This window comes from Kribbella voronezhensis (genome assembly GCF_004365175.1).
GTDB lineage: Bacteria > Actinomycetota > Actinomycetes > Propionibacteriales > Kribbellaceae > Kribbella > Kribbella voronezhensis.
This window is the reverse complement of sequence record NZ_SOCE01000001.1, coordinates 4,931,618-4,950,204: the sequence shown is the minus strand read 5'-3', so window position 1 is coordinate 4,950,204 and position 18,587 is coordinate 4,931,618. Positions and strand designations below refer to the sequence as shown.

Sequence of the window (18,587 nt, the reverse complement as noted above, 5' to 3'; positions counted from 1 at the left end):
CCGGCCGCGGTCGCGCGCCGGGCGGCGGCGACAGCGGACGAGCGTCCGGCGGCTCCGGCGGGGGGCGGGGGTCGGGCGGCTCCGATGGGGGGCGAGCGTCCGGCGGCTCCGGCGGGGGGCGGGGGTCGGGCGGCTCCGATGAGGGGCGGGGGGCGGGTGGCGCTGACGGGGAGAGGAAGGGCACCGGCGAGCGATTCGATGAGGCGGGGAAGAAGATTGGGGCTGCGGGGAAGAAGATCGGGCATGCCTCGAAGGTGGGGGCGGTGGGGTTTGCGGCGGCGTCCAAGAAGACTGCTGGGTTCACCGGGCGGGTGGGGAAGGCGACCGGGCGGCGGATTCGTGGGCTGACCGGGGCGCAAGGGGCGGGCGAGTCGGGGCTGTCGCGGCTGATCGAGCTCGGCGCGATCAACGCCGCCGGCGACACGGCGTTCGCTGTCTCGCTGGCCGGCACCGTGTTCTTCGCAGTACCGAGTTCGCAGGCCCGGGACCGGGTCGCGCTCTTCCTGTTGCTGACGATGGCGCCGTTCGCGTTGATGGCCCCGCTCATCGGCCCTGTGCTGGACCGGTTCCGGCACGGCCGCCGCTGGGCGATCGGCGCCACGCTCGGCTTGCGCGGGTTCCTCGTCTGGAGTCTGGCCGCGTCGATCTCAGGAAGTTCGGCCTGGCTGTACCCGGCCGCACTCGGCTGCCTAGTTGCCTCGAAGGCGTACGGCGTAACCCGAGCATCCGCAGTACCGAGGCTCCTGCCCAAGGACGTCACCCTGGTGACGGCGAACTCACGCATCTCACTCGCGGGTCTGGCCGGCGCCACGATCGGCGCCGGCATCGCGGGTGCGTTCGCCGCGATCGGACCGCAATGGTCACTGCGCTGGGCAGCCCTGGTGTACACGGTCGGCCTCGTGCTCGCGATCCGGTTGCCCGCCCGGGTGGACTCACCGGCCGGCGAGGAAATGACCGGTACCGAGGGCCGCGACGCGCGCCGTCGCGCGATCACCTCCGCGGTCGCGCGGGGAATCCGCTGCAATCTCGGGCTGCGCTTCGTCTCCGGCTTCCTGACCATGTACCTGGCGTTCCTGCTCCGCGATCGGCCGATCAGCGGGATCAACGGCGCCGTCGCCGCCGGTGCGGTGATCGCGGCGGCGGGGATCGGCAACAGCCTCGGCACCCTGGTCGGATCGTTGCTCAAGGCCCGTAAACCCGAGGCCGTGGTGCTGGTCGTGCTGTTCGCCGACGCGATCGTCGCGATCTGTGTGGCGGTGTTCTACGGCTTCCCGCTGCTGATCGCGCTCGGCCTGGTCGCGGGCGTCTGCAGTTCACTGGGCAAGTTGTCGCTGGACGCGATGATCCAGCGCGACGTCCCGGAATCAGTCCGTACGTCGGTCTTCGCGCGCTCCGAGACCGTCCTGCAACTCGCCTGGGTGCTCGGCGGCGGCTGCGGCATCGTGCTCCCACTCATCCCCCGCCTCGGCTTCGGCTTCCTGGCGGCGGTTCTCGCGGTCGTCGTCTTCCTGGTCATCCGCCAGAAGCCGACCTCGGTACCGCCCAACCGTCCCGGCACGCATCCTGGACCGCGAGACCCCGCACCCCACCACGACACCCGCCCCGTCCCGCACGCTCGCGGCGGTGTTCCCGGCACCAACACGGCACCTGCCGAGCCCACGCAGTCGACAGCAACCACGCGCACCATCCTCTCCACCGCCCCCGAGTCCATCGCCGAACGCCGCACCCGACCCGCCCGCCCCGACACTCCCCACTACTCCGAACCCACCGTCGAACTGCACTTCGACCCCAACCAAACCCTCCAAGCCGGCGGTCAGCACCCAGGCGAGAGGAGCGCCGCCAACGGCGGCAGCCAGACCTCGGGCGCCGGTTCCGGCGGCGAAACCCGCGGCGAACAGGGCACGGATGGCGGGACGAGCGATCTAAGCCGCGGTGGACAGGGCGCGGGTGGCGGCGGGGTGGGCGATGAAAGCCGTGGCGGGCGTGAGAGTGCTAGGCGACCGGTGGTGGGGCGGTGGTGGAGTGGGCAGCCGGATGATGACGAGACGGTCGTCGAGGAGCAGCCGTGGGCTGTCGAGCCGACGCTGGAACGCAAGGCGGGGCCCTTCCGGCGTCGCCGGTCGGGCCCCGAGTCCGGCACAGGTCGCCGGCCACCTCGCTGATCAGCTGACGACGACCGCCTGACCGTTGCCGTCAGCAACCACCGGCGCTCCGGCGCGCTGCGCGGACGCAGCCGCCTCGGCGCGACGAGCGGACGCAGCCGCCTCGGCGCGACGAGCGGACGCAGCCGCCTCGGCGCGACGAGCGGACGCTGGCGCCTCGGCGCGACGAGCGGGCATCGCCGCCTCCGCGCGACGAGCGGGCATCGCCGCCTCGATGCGACGGGCGGACGCTGCTGCCCCGGCGCGAGGAGCGGGCGTCGCCGCCTCGATGCGATGAGCGGTCTCGTCGGCGCCGTCCTTGCTGGTGAGCAAGGCGACCTCGCTCTCACCGACGAGCGGGGCGCCCTGGGCGTCGAGCGGGTTGGCCGTCTGCTCCGCCTCCGGTTGCTTGGAGTCCTCGGCTTTGGTGGGGGTCGGAGTGGTGCCGCGGAGGAGGACGGTTACTGCGATGGCTGTGGCGGTCAGGAGGACGGCGCCGACGAGGGCGACGACGTTCATGCTGTGGCTGAAGGAGTGGCGGGCGACGTCGAGGACGATGGTGCCGAGCTGGGTGGGCAGGTGGGCGGCGATGCCGGTCGCAGCAGGAAGACCTTCGCGGGCGCCTTCGACGACGCCGGCGGGGAGGTTCGACGGGAGGTGCGTGTCGAGGTCGCCGCGGTAGGCCGCAGTACCGATGCTGCCCAGTACGGCGATGCCGAGTGCGCCGCCGAATTCGCTGCAGGTCTCCATCAGCGCGGAGGCCGAGCCGGCCCGCTCCGGTGCGACGGCACCGACGATCGCCTCGGTCACCAGTGACATCACCATCACCAACCCGGCCGCCAGCAGCCCGGCACCGACCAGGAGAACCACGAGCGACGAGTCCACGTGCATCTGAGTCAGTACGCCGAACCCGACGGCCGCCACGACGAAGCCGATCCCCAGCACATAGGCCCGGTCGATCTTCTGCGCCAGCACGTTACCGACCGGGGCAGCCGCACCGACCGCGACCGACGGCACCAGCGACCACAGTGCAGCCTTGAGCGGGCTCATCCCGAGCACCAACTGCAGGTACTGCGTCATGAAGACCGCGTTGCCGACCAGCGCCAGTGTCCCGATCGTGTTCGCGGCGAGCGCTCCACTGAAGGCCCGGTTGCGGAACATAGCCAGCTCGATCATCGGGTGGTCCGCAGTACGTTGCCGCTGGATGAAGCCGACGCCGACGATCAGGCCGGCCACGATGCTGACGATCGGCAGGGTCTCGATGCCGTTCGCGGCGAGTTCCTTGATCCCCCAGATCGCCGGCAGCACGGACGCCAAGGAGAGCACCGAGCTGAACAGGTCGAAGCGTCCACGAACCGGCGCCTTGAACTCGGGCAGCAGGACCGGCGCCAGCACGAGGAGCAGCAGCATCGCCGGGGTGTTGATCAGGAAGACCGAGCCCCACCAGAAGTGCTCGAGCAGGAAGCCGCCGAGCACCGGACCGAGCGAGATGCCGCCCATCATGATCGCGCTCCAGAACGCGATCGCCTTACTCCGCTGGCCCGCGTCGTGGAACATGTTCCGGATCAGCGCCAGCGTCGACGGCATCAAGGTCGCGCCCCCGATCCCCAGTACCGCCCGCGCCGCGATCAGTTGCTCGGGGCTCTGCGAGTACGCCGCCGCGACCGAGGCGAGGCCGAACGCGACCGCGCCGAAGATCAGCAGTTTGCGCCGGCCGATCCGGTCGCCGAGCGAGCCCATCGTGATCAGCAGGCCGGCCAGCACGAAGCCGTAGATGTCGAAGATCCACAGCTGCTGGGTCGCCGAGACGCCCAGGTCGGAGGAGATGAAGGGAACTGCGAAGTACAGGACCGACACGTCCATCGAGACCAGCAGCAACGGCAGGGCGAGGACGCCGAGCGCGATCCATTCCTTGCGTCCGGCCCGCTCCGGTGTGCTCATAAGAACCCCTCCGCTATCTGTGTATGACGCACACTGTGTGCGCCGTACGCAGACCATAGCGCGTATCTGTCTATGCTGTAAACAGATAAGATCCAGAGAAGTTCTGGCCATGCCGACCGGAGGAGCGAGTGATGGACAAGACCGCGGAGGGACTCCCGCGAGCCCTGCAGTTGATGTGGGGTATCGAGGGGCCGGCGCGGCCAGGGCCGAAGCCGACGCTGCACATCAGCGACATCGGTGCGGCCGGCGTCAGGATCGCCGACGCCGCGGGGCTCGGCGCGGTTTCGATGGCGAAGGTGGCGGCCGAGGTCGGCTTCACCACGATGTCGCTCTACCGGTACGTCGATTCCAAGGACGAGCTGTACACGGTGATGATCGACGAGGCGTTCGGCGTACCGGGGCCGATCGCGCCGGAGCTGGGCTGGCGGGCCGGGATCACGCAGTGGGCGATGCTGGTGCGGGAGGCGATCCACCGGCATCCGTGGATTCTGCAGGTGCCGCTGTTCGAGCCGCCGCTGTCACCCAAGCAGTTCGAGTGGATGGAGGCGGGGCTGCGGGTCTTCGAAGGTACGCCGCTCAGCGCGGGGGAAAAGCTCTCGTCGATGGTGCTGGTCAACATCTATGTGCGCGGGGCAGCTCAGCTGACCGCCGAGATGTTCGCCCGGCCGGATCGGACGAGGGAGGAGAACGACCAGCTGTACGGGCGGCGGCTGATGATGCTGGCCACCCTGGAACGGTTCCCGATGATCGCCGCCACGGTCGCGGCCGGCATCGAACGGGCCGACTCCGGCGACGACCCCGACGACTTCAAGTTCGGCCTGACCGCGGTGCTCGACGGCATCCAGGCCCTGATCGACCGCAGCGCTGCCCGCACCTGACCGGCACGGGCAGCGGCGGATCGCCGTACGGGTCAGATGTCGAGTTTGTCGGCTACTCCGCGCAGGACGGTGGCGACGCCGCGGGCGGCCTTGGCGTCGGGGTGGCGGCCGCGGCGGTAGCCCTCGCCGATGTTGTCGAGGAGCTTGATCAGGTCCTCGATCACCAACTGCATCTCCTCCGGCTTCGGGCGCATCGCCTTCGCCACGGACGGCGGCGGGTCGATCAGCCGCACCTGCAGCGCCTGCTCACCCTTGCGGCCCTCGACGACGCCGAACTCGACCTTCTGCCCCGGCTTGAGGTTGGTCACTCCGGCCGGCAGCGCCTCGGCACGGACGTAGACATCCCCGCCTTCCTCCTTGCTGAGGAAGCCGAACCCCTTCTCGGAGTCATACCACTTGACCTTGCCAACAGGCACGGGAACCTCTTCGATGTCAATCGTCGGAACAGGACGGAAAGGTGACCGGGACGGGCTGCCCGGGCCGGTTACCCAGCGTACGTGAACCCGGGCATCAGCGCCTCCGGGAAACTACCTGATGAGGCAACGATTCCGCACTAACCGGTCTCGCAATGCCCCGCGGCGGTCGTCCTTCAGCGATAGCGGTCCGGATCGGCCAGCCGCTCGTTCATCGAGCCGGAGCGGAAGCCCCGCGAATCGACGGCCGCCGCCGCGAAACCTTCCGCGCGGACCGCGTCGATCAGCGGCGCGTGGTCCACCCGGCCGAGCAGGTCGGCGTCGATCTCGATGCTCGCGGACTCCCCCAGATCGCGGACCCGCACGTTCTGCACGCCGTACGGCGTGAGCAGGTCGCGGACCGCCTGCTCGGCCCGGTCGACCCGGACGAGCAGGTTGGGAGTGATCCGGATGCCGTAGGCGATCCGGCTGGACAGGCAGGCCGCGGCCGGCTTGTCCGACGTCTCCAGGCCCCAGCTGCGCGAGGCCGCCCGGATCTGCGCCTTGGTCAACCGTGCATCGCGCAACGGCGTGATCGCGCCGCGCTCGAAGGCAGCGCGGATCCCCGGCCGGAAGCCGGCGATCGCGTCGTCGGCGTTGGTCCCGGTGGCGATCGCGTCGATGCCGAACTCGTCCGCGATCGGCTGCAGCGTCTCGACCAGCTCGGCCTTGCAGAAGTAGCAGCGGTCGCCGGCGTTCGCCTGATAGCCCTCGCGGTCCATCTCGTGGGTGTGCGGAGTCACATGCCGTACGCCGAGCGAGTCGGCGAAGTGGGCCGCGGGCTCGAGCTCCGCGACCGGCAGACTCGGCGACACCGCCGTGGCCGCCACCACGTTGGCCGGGCCGATCGCGCGAGCCGCGGCCGCCAGCAGGAACGCCGAGTCGGCGCCGCCGGAGAAGGCGACCACGAGGCTCTCGTACTTGGCCAGCCTCGTCATCAACGCTTCCAGCCGCTGCTCCAGCACATAGGCGTCCAGCCAGGCGGGGAACTCGGTCAGATCGTTGAGTACTACGTCAGCGCCGTACGCGCGCAGCTCGTCCGCCGAGAACGGACCGGTGGCAACGCTCACCGCGACCGCGCCGGCAGCCCGGGCTCCGTCGATGTCGGCGGTGTGATCGCCGACATAGATCGTGGCCTGGTGCTCACGCAGCGCGGTGCCCTTCTCGGCGCCGTGCAGATCGCCGACAGGCTCGTCGACGTCCAGCCCCAGGTGCTCCAAGTGCAGCGTCACGCTCGGCGCGTACTTCGCCGAGACCACCATCGTGCGCCCACGCAGAGCCCGCACTGCGGCCAGCGCCTCGGGCACCCCCGGCAACGGCAGGCTCCCGGTGATCGCGTACGACGGGTAGTGCTCGCGGTACCGCGCGACCATCGCCTCGACCTGGTCCTGCGGGAACCAGTTCGCCATCTCCCAGGTCAGCGGCGGCCCGAGACGGCTCACCACCAGGTCGGTGTCGATCGGGACGCCGGTCTCGGCCGCCAGCAGGTCCCAGACGGCCTGGATCCCGGGCCGGGAGTCGATCAGCGTCATGTCCAGATCGAAACCGACCACCAGTTCCGGCACGTCGGCCTCGCCTGGCGTGGCGGCAGGGGTGGGCTGAATCTCGGCGGTTGACACGTCCCCAACCCTACGTCCTCGACCACGCCCGGTCCTCCGGGTATTCCACCCCCGGTTCCGGCCGGCGGTTTGACATCTTTGGCCATGATGTCCGAGGTCTTGACATCAGGGCCCTAGATGTAAACCCTGAGTGCATGGATTCCTTTGGCGCGCGGACCAAGCGGCGGTTGCGCGAGGAGTTGCTCGACGCGGCGTACGACGCGATCGTCACCGGCGGGTACGACGGGTTGCGGATGGCCGACGTCGGGCGGCGGACCGGGGTCTCGCGGCAGACGGTCTACAACGAGTTCGGTGACAAGTGGGGCGTGCTGCAGGCGGTCGCGGCGCGCGAGACCGAGCGGTTCCTGGTCGATGTGAACGCCGCGCTCGCCGACCATGCCGACCCGATCGACGGGCTCCGCGCCGCGGTCGAACGTGCGCTGGTGCTTGCCTCCGACAACCCGCTCGTGAAGGCCGCGCTCACCGCCCCCGGCTCGGACCAGGCCAGTCAGGTCCTCACCACCCGCGGCCAGCAGGTGCTCGAGTTGAGCCACCAGCGACTGGACGCGCACGTCCGCGAGCACTGGCCCGAGATCGCTCCCGACGACGCGAGCACCTGCGTCGACATCGCCCTGCGCGTCGTCCTCAGCCACATCGTCAACCCCGGCCCGCCACCAACCGTCGTCGCCGACCAGGTAGCCCGGGTCCTCGGCCCCTTCCTCAGCAGCAACAGCTGAACACTTCCACTTCGCCAACAGCAGGAGTATTGATGACGAATCCTCTTCACCGGCAGGGTTTCAGCTCGTTGCAGGCGGGCGGGTTGAACTGGGACGCCCTGCCGCTCCGCCTTTTCGACAAGGGGAATCGCAAGTTCTGGAATCCTCGCGACATCGACTTCAGCCTGGACGCCAAGGACTGGGAGAACTTCACCGACAACGAGCGGGACAACGCGATGATGCTGTGCGCGCAGTTCATCGCCGGCGAGGAAGCCGTCACCGAGGACCTGCAGCCGTTCCTGCAGGCGATGGCCGCGGAGGGCCGGTTCGGGGACGAGATGTACCTGACCCAGTTCTGCTTCGAGGAGGCCAAGCACACCGCGGTCTTCCGGATGTGGCTCGACGCGGTCGGCGTCACCGAGGACCTGCACCGGTACGTCGAGAACAACCCCGGCTACCGCGCGATCTTCTACGAAGCGTTGCCGGTGGCACTCAAATCCCTCGCCGACGATCCGTCACCGGCGAACCAGGTACGCGCCTCGGTCACCTACAACCACGTAGTAGAAGGAACTCTGGCTCTCACCGGCTACCACTCGTGGAACCTGCTGTGCACCGGCCGCGGAGTCCTGCCCGGCATGCAGGAACTGATCCGCCGCATCGGTGACGACGAACGACGCCATATGGCCTGGGGCACGTTCACCTGCCGGCGCCACGTCGCCGCCGACGAGGCCAACTGGAAGGTCGTCACCGACACGATGGAGGAACTGCTCCCGCACGCCCTCGTCCAGATCCAGTGGGCGCTGGAGAACTCGCCGGAGATTCCCCCGGAGATCGACCCGACCGCACTGATGACGTACGCCGGCGACCGCGCGACCCGCCGCCTCGGCGCCATCGAGTCGGCCCTCGGCGCGGATGTCGCCGGCATCGACCTCGACTACTCCCCCGAGAAACTGGAGGACGTCTTCGGCGCCGAAGACTCCGCCGCCCTGGCCGCGGTCCGCTGACCCGGCGCAGTCAAGAGGCGACGATGAATTCGCCGGCTCCTGCGAACCTCAGTCTTCCTCGAAGCCGACTTTGCGTACGACGGTTGCCTCGGGCGTCACGATGCGGCCGTCGGCGGCGTGGATCTCCAGGGGGCGAAGCGGCTTGCCATCCCGTCGATCGAGCAGCTCCGAGTGCGGTTCACCGGCCTCGAAGGCGAAGGCCTCACCCCATTGCCGCAGCGCGACGATGACCGGGAAGAGCGCCTCGCCCTTCGCCGTCAGCACGTACTCGTTGTAGGCGCCCACCGGACTCACCTGCAGGATGCCTTGGTCCACCAGGGCCTTCAGCCGTGCGGACAGGATGTTCTTGGCCACGCCGAGGCTGCGCTGGAACTCACCGAACCGGCGACTGCCGTCGAAGGCGTCCCGCACGATCAGCAGCGACCACCAGTCGCCGACCGCATCGACGGAGCGCGCCACCGGGCACTCCGCCGTATCGAACCTGGTCCGCTCGACCATCTCCACCTCCTGGTTGCATCATGCTACCATCGCTCATATGGTAGCAACATGCAACCAAGCAGACGGCTGTTCCTCGCGCTCGCGGCCGGCGTGGCCGTCGCCACCGTGTACGTCGCCCAGCCCCTGGTCGTGACGATGGGGACCGAGCTCGGCATCCCGCCCAGCCGGGTCGGCCTGTTCGTCACGATCACACAACTCGGCTACGGGCTCGGCCTCTTCTTCCTGGTTCCGCTCGGCGATCTCGTCGACCGCCGCCGGCTCATCCGGCTCCAGTTCTTGCTCTTGGCAACCGCTTTGCTGGTGGTAGCCACCGCCCCGGGAGCGGCCGTCCTGCTGCTCGGCCTGGCCGCGATCGGACTTCTCGCGGTGGTCACCCAATCCCTGGTGGCGTTCGCCGCCTCCCTCAGCCGCCCCGCTGAAGTCGGCCGAGTGGTCGGCGCTGTCACCAGCGGCATCGTGATCGGCATCCTGCTGGCCCGCACCGTCTCCGGAATGCTCGCCGACCTCGCCGGCTGGCGATCGGTCTATCTCGCCGCCGGCATCCTGAGCCTGCTCATCGCACTGATCTTGTTCCGCACAACCCCACAGAACAAGGCGAATCTCTCGTACTACGAACTGCTGCGCTCCACCATGACGCTCTGGACGGACGAGCCGCTGTTCCGCACCCGCGCGGTCCTCGCGTTGCTCGTCTTCGCCGCGTTCAGCACCCTGTGGAGTTCGATCGCGCTCCCGCTGAGCGCACCGCCGTACGAACTCTCACACACGGCGATCGGAGCGTTCGGGCTTGTTGGCGCTGCTGGTGCTCTGGCCGCCGGACCAGCCGGTCGCCTCAACGATCGAGGCCGCGGCAGCACCACCACCTGGGTGGCCCTGGTTCTGTTGACGGCGAGTTGGCTCCCGCTCGCCTTCACGTCGGATTTCCTGTGGGCGTTGGCGATCGGCGCGATCCTGCTGGATCTCGCGGTCCAGGCTGTGCATGTCAGCAGCCAGAGCATGATCTACGGCCTGCGCCCCGATGCCGGCAGCCGGCTGATCGGCGGCTACATGGTGTTCTACTCGATCGGCAGCGGGCTCGGCGCGATCTCCTCGACCGCGCTGTACGCCGCCGGCGGCTGGACTGCGGTTTGTTTGCTTGGGGCAACCTTCAGCTTGTCGGCGCTGGCGGTTGCAGTCCGAGCAGGGCGATCGACTTCTCGCGCATCTCGACCTTGCGGATCTTGCCGGTGACGGTCATCGGGAAGTCGTCGACGAGCAGGACGTAGCGCGGGATCTTGTACTGCGCGAGCTTGCCGGTGGCGAAGGAGCGCAGTCCGGCGGCGTCCAGTTCGTCGGCGCCCGGGCGAAGTTTGATCCACGCGCAGAGCTCCTCGCCGTACTTCTCGTCCGGTACGCCGATCACCTGGACGTCGGCGATGTCGGGATGGGTGTACAGGAACTCCTCGATCTCCCGCGGGTACACGTTCTCGCCGCCGCGGATCACCATGTCCTTGATCCGTCCGACGATGTTCACGTAGCCGTCGTCGCGCATCACCGCGAGATCCCCGGTGTGCATCCAGCGGGCCTGGTCGATCGCCTCGGCGGTCTTCCCGGGCTCGTCCCAGTAGCCGAGCATCACGGAGTACCCACGCGTGCACAGCTCCCCCGGCTCACCGCGCGGTACGACCAGCCCGGTCACCGGGTCGACCAGCTTCACCTCGACATGCGGCATCACCCGGCCGACGGTCGACGTACGGCGATCCAGGTCGTCGTCGCGCCGGGTCTGGGTCGACACCGGCGAGGTCTCGGTCATCCCGTAACAGATCGCCACCTCGGCCATGTGCATGTCGGCCACACAGCGCTTCATCACCTCGACCGGACACGGCGAGCCCGCCATCACGCCGGTCCGCAGCGAGCTCAGGTCGTACGACGCGAAGTCGGGCAGGCCCAGTTCGGCGATGAACATCGTCGGTACGCCGTACAGGCCGGTGCAGCGCTCGTCCTGCACGGCCTTGAGGGTCGCCGCCGGATCGAAGGCCGGCGCCGGAATGACCATGCAGGCACCGTGGGTGGTGCAGCCGAGATTACCCATCACCATGCCGAAGCAGTGGTAGAAGGGCACCGGGATGCACAGCCGGTCGTCCGGACCGAAGGCGATCGTCTCGGTGACGAAGTACCCGTTGTTCAGGATGTTGTGGTGGGACAGCGTGGCGCCCTTGGGAAAGCCGGTGGTCCCCGAGGTGTACTGGATGTTGATCGCGTCGTCGAAGCTGAGCTGCTCCGCGCGCTCGTCCAACTGCTCGGCGGTCACACGGCCCGCCGCCTCGACCACCGCGGCCCAGTCCGGCGTACCGATGTAGACGACGTCCTCGAGCGCCGTGCAGTCCGGCCGGACCTCCTCGATCATCTTGCGGTACTCGCTGGTCTTGAACTCGGTCGCGGAGATCAGCAGCTTCACACCGGACTGGTTCAGCGCATACGCCAGCTCATGGGTCCGGTACGCCGGGTTGATGTTCACCAGGATCGCGCCGATCGCCGCCGTCGCGTACTGCGTGATCGTCCACTCCGCGCAGTTCGGGGCCCAGATCCCGACCCGGTCGCCCTTCGCGATCCCCCGGGCCATCAGCCCCCGGGCGAACTCGTCGACGTCGGCCCCGAACTCGGCGTACGTCCACCGTCGTCCGCTGGCGACCTCCACCATCGCCTCCCGGTCGCCGTACGTCGCGACCGTTCGCCGGAGGTTCTGCCCGATCGTCTCGCCCAGCAGCGGAACCTCGGACACCCCGGACGCATACGAAGGCTGGCTCATGCCGCCATCGTCACTCCCCATCGGTCGCCCGACAACCCCAACGCGCCGGGCGACCGGCCGGGCTCAGTCGGCCAGGATCTCGATGGAGTCGACCCGGTCGGGGTAGAACGCCAGGTGATCCTTGATCTCGGCGACGGGGGCGTACGGGTTCTCGTACGTCCAGACGGCGTTCACCGTCTTCTCGCCGCCCGGGATGATGCTGTAGTACGACGCGTCGCCCTTGTAGGGGCAGTAGCTCTCGTGGTCGGTGCGCTCCAGCTGCGTCAGGTCGACGTCCTTGCGCGGGACGTACTGCACGGCCGGGTAGTCCGCTTCTTGCAGCGACAGGGCGTCGCGGGTGTCGGCCACGATCTGCCCGGCGACCTTCACGACCACGCGGTCGGGGTTCTTCTCGACAGTGATCGGGTGATCCGGCCCCGGAACCTTCACCGGCTTGTCAGACATAGTCTCAGCTCCCAAAGATCGACTCTTCAGGTTTCGACAACCCCTCCGGCCACCATCGCATTCCCCCTCGCACGAGCTTCTCGGGCCGGCTCAGACCGGGAGGAGCTTGATCAGCAGGCAGGGGCCGCCGTCGAAGATGCCGCCGTCGATACCGAGGGCGAGGCCGTCGGCGTACAGCAAGGGACCGGTCAGGTACGCCGGGTCGATGCCGAGCTGGTCGGCCACGATGCTGTGACCGTGGACGATCCGGCGGCCGCCCAGGCGGTTCAGCAGGTCGGCCGCGACCGCCGGGCCGGTCTCGCCGCGGAAGGCGTACCGCGATGTCATCCGGCGCCAGACCTCCCACCAGACGGTGATGTCGTCGCTGTGCAGGTCCGCCCAGGCCGCCTGGTTGATCTCGTCGATCGAGTCACCCCACTCGAGGTACTCCTCGGTGTCGGAGTGCAGCAGCAGGTGGTCGGCGTCGAGGCCGACCATCGGCTGCTCGATCAGCCAGGCCACGTCGTCGTCGGTGAGCAGTTCCTGGTCGCGGTCCTGGCCGCCGTTCAGCGCCCAGCTGCGTTCGAAGCTGCGCGAGGTGAGTCCGTCGTGCGGTACGAAGGTGTCGCCGAACTTGCGCATCCCGAGCGCGAGGATCTCGTGGTTGCCGAGCAGGACCCGGATCTCGCCGGTGCCGGCCGCCGCCTGGTCCGCCAGCCGGCGGACCAGCGCGAGTACGCCGACGCCGTCGGGGCCGCGGTCGAAGAAGTCACCGAGGAACCACAGCCGGACGTCGTGGTCCGCCCAGTTGCCCTCGGCGTCGATCAGGCCGGCCGCGGTGAGTGCCTCGGTCAGCTTCTCGGGGTGGCCGTGGATGTCGCTGACCGCGTACGTCGCGGTCATGCGGAACTCACCCTCGCAGCGTCAGCACGATCAGTACGACGTTGAGGGCCGTGACGGCGGTTGCTACCAGGCATGCCGTGAGAGTAGTCGGCCAGCGGTTGACAAGGTCGCCCATGACGCGCCGGGAGGCGGTCAACCGGACCAGCGGCCACAGGGCACACGGGATACCGAAGCTCAGCACGACCTGCGAAACCACCAGCGCGCGGCTCGGGTCGATGCCGATGGCCAGGATGATCAGGGCCGGGAGCAACGTCCCCAGCCGGCGCGCGGCCAGCGGGACGTGCCGCTGCCAGAACCCGTCCAGGATGACCGAGCCGGCATACGTGCCCACCGAGGACGAGGCGAACCCGCTGGCCAGCAAGGCCAACGCGAACAACAGGGCCGGCAGGCTGCCGATCCGGTCCCCGATGGCGGTGTGCGCCGCGTCGAGCGAATCGGCTCCACTGCCCTTCAACGCGGCGGCGGCGACCACGACCATGGCCAGGTTGACCGCACCGGCCAGCGCCATCGCCACCGCGACGTCGAGCCGCGTCGCGCGCAGTACGCGCTGCCTGCCCGAGGCGGACCGGATCGATTTCCAGTGCCGGTCGGTGACCAGGGCCCCGTGCAACCAGATCGCGTGCGGCATCACCGTCGCACCGAGCATTCCGGCCGCGAGCACCAGCGACTGCGTGCCGTCCAGGCGTGGCACGAGGCCCCCGACGATCCCCGATCCGGACGGGTGCGACTGGATCGTGGACACCACGAATCCGACCAGTACGACGGCCAGCAACCCGATGATCGCGGCCTCGAACGGCCGCTGGCCGCGCTTGGACTGGTAGATCAGCAACCCGAAGGAGACGGCACCGGTGATCGCACCGCCCAGCAACAACGGGACTCCGAACAGCAGATTCAGCGCGATCGCGCCGCCGACCACCTCGGCCAGATCGGTCGCGACCGCCACCAGCTCGGCCTGCGCCCACAACCCGGTGGAGGTCGACTTCCGGAAGTGCTCCCGGCACAGCTGGGGCAGCGTGCGGCCGGTCGCGATACTCGCCTTGGCGGCCAGATACTGCACCAGCACGGCCATCAGGTTCGCCCCGACGACGACCCAGCAGAGCAGATACCCGTATGTCGCGCCCGCGGCGATGTTGGTCGCGAAGTTCCCCGGGTCCACATACGCGACCGCTGCCACGAAGGCGGGACCGAGCAGCAACAGACCTGATCGGTTCAGTTGCCGTCGGAGCGGGGCCGGTGCGTACATGGGAGAAGTGTGTCCGAAGCCGGGAACAAAAGGGGATCCGGTCTGATTTTGAGACAGATCAGTCCAGGATCAGCCCCAGGACCAGCGCACCTCGAGCGAGACCTCGATGGTCTGCTCGCCCGGTGTGACGGCCATTTCCGCGTCGAACCCGAGCGGGACGGCCTTCCCGGCGGCGGCCATCGCCCGGATCGGTACATGACCGTAGGTCTCGGCGACCGCGGTGATGGATCCGATCGTCTGCCCGGTCAGCCCGGCCAGGTGATCCGCCTTCTGCCGGGCCTGGGCGAAGGCGAGCTCGCGCGCCTGCTCCACCAGCGGCGCCTTGTCGGCGACGTCGAACTGCAGCCCGTCCAGCCCCAGATCGTTGCCCACAGCACCCACCGCGGCGTTCAGCAGCCGGCCGAACCCGGTCAGGTCGGTCGTCGAGACCGTCATCGAGTGCGACGCGCGGTACCCGGCGATCTGCATCGAATCCGCGTACTGCGGGTAGACGTTCACCGAGCTCGTGTGGATGTCCTTCTCGGCGACACCCTGATCGTGCAGCGCGGCGCTCACCGCGTCGGTCCGCTCGGCGACCTGCGCGACGGCGGCCGCCACGTCCTTGGCGTCGTGTCCCACGCTCAGCGTCAGACGGAGTACGTCGGCCGGCGCAGTGACCTGCCCGGTGCCCACCACAGTGATCCCAGAGTCCATGCCCGCCAGTGTGCCATTGCTACGGACTCTGTAAAGCGCGGCAAATTTGGGTTGCCGGTGGCCCGCTGGGCTGGGACTCTCCGGGGATGAGCTTGCTGAACGAGGTCGACGACTACCTGCACGCCGCGCCGCTGTCCGGTGCCACGCCCGAGGAGGTCGGCCCCTTCACGCTGTTCCGTAGTACAAGTCCCTGGCCGTACTACGCGCGTCCGCGGCCTGGTGCCGAGCGGACCATCGAGGCGGCCGACCTGGAGACGCTGCGGAAGCGCTGCACCGAGCTGGACCTCCCGCTGAACCTGGAGTGGGTCGTGGAGACCTGCCCATCGCTCAGTGCCGCCGCGGCCGCCGCCGGCCTGGAGGTCACCGAGCACCCGCTGCTCGTGCTCGAGCAGGCCAACTTCAAGCCCGCGACGGCTGACGCGAACTGCACGATCCTGCCCGCGGTCGAGTCCGTACTACAAGAAGCTCGCGCCGTCGCCAACGTTGCCTTCGGCGACCCCGGTACGGCGGTCGGCAGGGGCGGCATCGAGGACAGGGACGCCAAGGCCGCCGAGATCTCGCCTGAGATGCTCAAGTTCCTGCTCGACCGTGCCCAGGCCGGGTACTCCGTCACCGCCGGTGCTGCCACCGCGGACGGCCTGGTCGCCAGTGGCGTGCACCAGCCGGTCGGCAAGGCCAGTGAGATCGTCGGCGTCGCCACGCTGCCCGCGATGCGGCGGCAGGGCTTCGGAGCCGCCGTCACCAGCTGCCTGGCCGAGCATGCCTTCGCCATGGGCATCACGCTGCTCCTGCTGTCGGCCGAATCGGACGCGGTGGCGGCTGTCTACGAGCGCATCGGCTTCCGCCGCATCGGCCACGCCGGCGCCGCCGAAGTACCCGACGGCGAGTGACCACTTGCGCCGGTGACGTCATCAGCGTGACAAGAGTCGGGCTGCGGGTCGTGGATGCTGGGTGCGGGGCCGTACCGTTGGAGGGATGAGCAATACCGAGCGGACCCGCCCACGTACCCTCGCCGAGGCTTTACGCGGTTGGGACGATGCTGCCCTCGGCCAGCTGCTTCAGAACCGGCCCGACCTGGCTACGCCCATCCCGGCCGACACCAGTCAGCTCGCTGCCCGCGCGACCAGCAACGCTTCGGCGGCGAGAGCTATCAACCGGCTCGACGAGTTCAGTGTCGATCTGCTGGAAGCACTGTCGGCACTGCCTGAGCCGGTGGACCTGCAGGCGCTCGCTGCGGGCGTCGACCAGCCGGTGGAGGTCGTGCAGCCGCGGGTGACCGAGCTGCTGGCCCTGGCCCTGGTCTGGGGCAACGAGGACGACCTGCGTCCGATCCGCGCGGTACACGAGCTCCTCGGGCCGACGCCGGCCGGCCTGGGTCCGATCACCACCCGGCACTTCGGTGACCTGGACAAGCTGATCGAGGAGGCCGGCCCCGAGGCGCGCGAGGTGCTCGACAAGCTCACCTGGGGTCCGCCGACCGGTTCGGTGGAGAAGGCCGAGCGGCCTGTCACGATCGCCTCCGCCAAGACGCCCGTGGAGCAGTTGCTCGCCCGCGGACTCGTAGTACCGAAGGATGCCAACACCGTCGTGCTGCCGCGGCAGATCGGGCTGCACCTGCGCGGTGGGCGCGTCCTGGCGTCCACGAGGCCGACGCCGCCGCCGCTTGGTGGCAAGCAGGTGTCTGCGACTATCGCTGACCGCGCTGCGGCTGGTGCGGCTCTCGACCTGGTTCGCCTTGTCGACGGTGCACTTGAGCAGCTGGGCACCGATCCCCCTGCCGTACTGCGGACGGGCGGCATCGGCGTACGGGAGCTTCGGAGCCTCGCCACCAAGATCGGTGCCGACGAGCAGGCGGCGGGCGCCGTACTGGAGATCGCGTACGCCGCTGGGCTGGTTGCTGCTGCTGAGGTCGGTACGGGAGAGCTCTGGTTGCCGACTTCGTCGTACGACGACTGGCTGGAGCTCGACACTGCGCATCGGTGGGCCCAGCTAGTGCTGGCCTGGCACAGCGGGCTACGGGCGATCGGTCTGATCGGTAGGCGTGACAGCGGCGGAGCGACCGCTGCTGCGCGTGAGCGGTTGGTCAACGCGCTCGCGCCGGACCTGGAGCGCTTGCTGGCGCCGGAGGTCAGACAGCTCACGTTGCAGGCACTGGCGGAAGCAGGAGCCGGTACTGCGCCTGCAGTCGAGTCTGTGGTCACCTGGGTCGCCTGGCATCGCCCGCGTCGCGGTGGTCAGTTCCGGGACGACTTGGTCGACTGGACCATCACCGAGGCGGCTTTGCTCGGGCTGACCGGTCTAGGCGCGTTGGCTTCGCATGCTCGGGTGCTGCTCGGCGAGGAGCCTGCTGCCGAGGATCTGGCTGTTGCTATTCAGCCGCTGGTTCCGGCGCCGGTGTCGGAGGTACTGCTGCAGGCGGACCTCACTGCTGTGGCACCAGGGCCGCTGGTGCGCGCAGTACAAGAGGACCTTGTGGTGATGGCCGACGCCGAGTCGCACGGCGGTGGTGGCGTCTACCGGTTCAGTGAGAGCTCGATCCGGCGCGCCTTCGACCTCGGGCGCACTGCCGAGCAGTTGCACTCCTGGTTGGTGGAGCACTCGCGTACGCCGGTGCCGCAGCCGCTGAGCTACCTCATCGACGACGTCGCCCGCCGCCACGGCGTACTGCGGATCGGTGCGGCGTCGACGTACTTGCGCTGCGACGACGAGTCGGTGCTCACCCAGTTGCTCAGCTCCAACCTGCCGGGCATCCGGTTCCGCCGCCTCGCGCCCACCGTGGTCGTCTCGCCGTCGCCGCCGGACATGGTGCTCTCGCGTCTGCGCGAAGCCGGGCTCGCTCCACTGGGCGAGTCGTTCGACGGGGTGGTGCACGTGACGTCCGCGGGTAACCGCCGAGGCCAGCCACCGCGTCGGCGTACGAGCCGGGACTTCGCGGACAGCACGATCGATTTGAGCGAGGAGCAGGTGAAGGCGGTCATCGAACGCGTTCGCGCGGGTGACCGGGTCGCGGCGGAGCGCCCGGCCGAACACACCTCGGGCGACGCCACCGCGCCCGCCGAAACCATCGGCGTCCTCGCCGAGGCCGCCGAAGCGGGCAGGCCCACGTGGATCTCCTACGTGGACCACAACGGCAACGCGGCCGAACGCATCGTCGAACCGGTCCGAGTAGCCGACGGCTGGCTCACCGCGTACGACGACGGCGCCGACCAGCCCCGCACCTACGCCCTCCACCGCATAGCCGCCGCCCGCCCGGTGCCGGAGTAACAACGTCTCCCACGCCCCGGTGCCCCGGCTGCACCCCCGCGGCGCCCG

At 69.2% G+C, this 18,587-nt stretch carries 16 protein-coding genes; 7 read left to right on the top strand and 9 right to left on the bottom strand.

The window, feature by feature from the left end:
* Window positions 1–263 precede the first annotated feature (263 nt).
* On the top strand, window positions 264–2,162 hold the full coding sequence (locus tag EV138_RS23150; protein WP_238158299.1) for an MFS transporter: 1,899 nt from the start codon (window positions 264–266) through the stop codon (window positions 2,160–2,162).
* Here the strand turns inward: EV138_RS23150 and EV138_RS23145 are convergent, their stop codons facing one another.
* Complete coding sequence (locus EV138_RS23145) at window positions 2,163–4,082, bottom strand: MFS transporter (RefSeq protein WP_202866800.1); 1,920 nt, start codon at window positions 4,080–4,082, stop codon at window positions 2,163–2,165.
* Window positions 4,083–4,213: 131 nt separating this feature from the next.
* Between EV138_RS23145 and EV138_RS23140 the strand changes: the two genes are divergently transcribed.
* Window positions 4,214–4,960: a TetR/AcrR family transcriptional regulator gene (locus tag EV138_RS23140; RefSeq protein ID WP_133980887.1), complete on the top strand. Its 747-nt coding sequence runs from the start codon at window positions 4,214–4,216 to the stop codon at window positions 4,958–4,960.
* A gap of 32 nt (window positions 4,961–4,992) precedes the next feature.
* On the opposite strand, the gene EV138_RS23135 is transcribed toward EV138_RS23140, so the two are convergent.
* Window positions 4,993–5,376, bottom strand: coding sequence for a cold-shock protein (locus EV138_RS23135; RefSeq protein WP_133980886.1), 384 nt, complete (start codon window positions 5,374–5,376; stop codon window positions 4,993–4,995).
* A gap of 173 nt (window positions 5,377–5,549) precedes the next feature.
* Window positions 5,550–7,031, bottom strand: coding sequence for an ATP-dependent sacrificial sulfur transferase LarE (larE, locus tag EV138_RS23130; RefSeq protein WP_133980885.1), 1,482 nt, complete (start codon window positions 7,029–7,031; stop codon window positions 5,550–5,552).
* A 134-nt stretch (window positions 7,032–7,165) separates the two neighbouring features.
* On the opposite strand from larE, the gene EV138_RS23125 reads away from it, so the two are divergent.
* Complete coding sequence (locus EV138_RS23125; RefSeq protein ID WP_133980884.1) at window positions 7,166–7,747, top strand: TetR/AcrR family transcriptional regulator; 582 nt, start codon at window positions 7,166–7,168, stop codon at window positions 7,745–7,747.
* A 32-nt stretch (window positions 7,748–7,779) separates the two neighbouring features.
* Window positions 7,780–8,730 (top strand): R2-like ligand-binding oxidase, encoded by a 951-nt coding sequence (locus EV138_RS23120; protein ID WP_133980883.1) that lies wholly within the window; start codon window positions 7,780–7,782, stop codon window positions 8,728–8,730.
* Window positions 8,731–8,778: 48 nt separating this feature from the next.
* Here EV138_RS23120 and EV138_RS23115 read toward each other — a convergent pair whose 3' ends face one another.
* Window positions 8,779–9,228, bottom strand: a complete 450-nt coding sequence (locus tag EV138_RS23115) for a winged helix-turn-helix transcriptional regulator (protein WP_133980882.1) — start codon at window positions 9,226–9,228, stop codon at window positions 8,779–8,781.
* Between the two features lie 48 nt (window positions 9,229–9,276).
* On the opposite strand from EV138_RS23115, the gene EV138_RS23110 reads away from it, so the two are divergent.
* Window positions 9,277–10,455: an MFS transporter gene (locus EV138_RS23110; RefSeq protein WP_133980881.1), complete on the top strand. Its 1,179-nt coding sequence runs from the start codon at window positions 9,277–9,279 to the stop codon at window positions 10,453–10,455.
* On the opposite strand, the gene EV138_RS23105 is transcribed toward EV138_RS23110, so the two are convergent.
* From EV138_RS23105 to EV138_RS23085, 5 genes are all read right to left on the bottom strand, one after another.
* Window positions 10,373–12,013 (bottom strand): AMP-binding protein, encoded by a 1,641-nt coding sequence (locus tag EV138_RS23105; protein WP_133980880.1) that lies wholly within the window; start codon window positions 12,011–12,013, stop codon window positions 10,373–10,375. The genes EV138_RS23110 and EV138_RS23105 overlap by 83 nt on opposite strands.
* Before the next feature lie 63 nt (window positions 12,014–12,076).
* Window positions 12,077–12,457: a DUF427 domain-containing protein gene (locus tag EV138_RS23100; RefSeq protein ID WP_133980879.1), complete on the bottom strand. Its 381-nt coding sequence runs from the start codon at window positions 12,455–12,457 to the stop codon at window positions 12,077–12,079.
* Window positions 12,458–12,547: 90 nt separating this feature from the next.
* Entirely contained in the window at window positions 12,548–13,339 is a 792-nt protein-coding gene (locus EV138_RS23095; protein ID WP_133980878.1) for a metallophosphoesterase, read from the bottom strand.
* Window positions 13,340–13,346: 7 nt separating this feature from the next.
* Entirely contained in the window at window positions 13,347–14,582 is a 1,236-nt protein-coding gene (locus EV138_RS23090) for an Nramp family divalent metal transporter (protein ID WP_133980877.1), read from the bottom strand.
* A 69-nt stretch (window positions 14,583–14,651) separates the two neighbouring features.
* Window positions 14,652–15,275, bottom strand: a complete 624-nt coding sequence (locus EV138_RS23085; RefSeq protein ID WP_133980876.1) for an SIMPL domain-containing protein — start codon at window positions 15,273–15,275, stop codon at window positions 14,652–14,654.
* An 86-nt stretch (window positions 15,276–15,361) separates the two neighbouring features.
* On the opposite strand from EV138_RS23085, the gene EV138_RS23080 reads away from it, so the two are divergent.
* Window positions 15,362–16,165: a GNAT family N-acetyltransferase gene (locus EV138_RS23080; protein ID WP_133980875.1), complete on the top strand. Its 804-nt coding sequence runs from the start codon at window positions 15,362–15,364 to the stop codon at window positions 16,163–16,165.
* An 85-nt stretch (window positions 16,166–16,250) separates the two neighbouring features.
* Window positions 16,251–18,539: a helicase C-terminal domain-containing protein gene (locus EV138_RS23075; protein WP_133980874.1), complete on the top strand. Its 2,289-nt coding sequence runs from the start codon at window positions 16,251–16,253 to the stop codon at window positions 18,537–18,539.
* The last annotated feature ends 48 nt before the right edge of the window (window positions 18,540–18,587 follow it).

Bases quoted from the DNA above. Each gene is read 5' to 3' on its own strand.
- EV138_RS23090 (WP_133980877.1), bottom strand. From the start codon at position 14,582: ATGTACGCACCGGCCCCGCTCCGACGGCAACTGAACCGATCAGGTCTG.
- EV138_RS23080 (WP_133980875.1), top strand. From the start codon at position 15,362: ATGAGCTTGCTGAACGAGGTCGACGACTACCTGCACGCCGCGCCGCTG.
- EV138_RS23105 (WP_133980880.1), bottom strand. From the start codon at position 12,013: ATGAGCCAGCCTTCGTATGCGTCCGGGGTGTCCGAGGTTCCGCTGCTG.
- EV138_RS23095 (WP_133980878.1), bottom strand. From the start codon at position 13,339: ATGACCGCGACGTACGCGGTCAGCGACATCCACGGCCACCCCGAGAAG.
- EV138_RS23100 (WP_133980879.1), bottom strand. From the start codon at position 12,457: ATGTCTGACAAGCCGGTGAAGGTTCCGGGGCCGGATCACCCGATCACT.
- EV138_RS23085 (WP_133980876.1), bottom strand. From the start codon at position 15,275: ATGGACTCTGGGATCACTGTGGTGGGCACCGGGCAGGTCACTGCGCCG.
- EV138_RS23120 (WP_133980883.1), top strand. From the start codon at position 7,780: ATGACGAATCCTCTTCACCGGCAGGGTTTCAGCTCGTTGCAGGCGGGC.
- EV138_RS23110 (WP_133980881.1), top strand. From the start codon at position 9,277: ATGCAACCAAGCAGACGGCTGTTCCTCGCGCTCGCGGCCGGCGTGGCC.
- EV138_RS23145 (WP_202866800.1), bottom strand. From the start codon at position 4,082: ATGAGCACACCGGAGCGGGCCGGACGCAAGGAATGGATCGCGCTCGGC.
- EV138_RS23075 (WP_133980874.1), top strand. From the start codon at position 16,251: ATGAGCAATACCGAGCGGACCCGCCCACGTACCCTCGCCGAGGCTTTA.
- EV138_RS23125 (WP_133980884.1), top strand. From the start codon at position 7,166: ATGGATTCCTTTGGCGCGCGGACCAAGCGGCGGTTGCGCGAGGAGTTG.
- EV138_RS23140 (WP_133980887.1), top strand. From the start codon at position 4,214: ATGGACAAGACCGCGGAGGGACTCCCGCGAGCCCTGCAGTTGATGTGG.
- EV138_RS23115 (WP_133980882.1), bottom strand. From the start codon at position 9,228: ATGGTCGAGCGGACCAGGTTCGATACGGCGGAGTGCCCGGTGGCGCGC.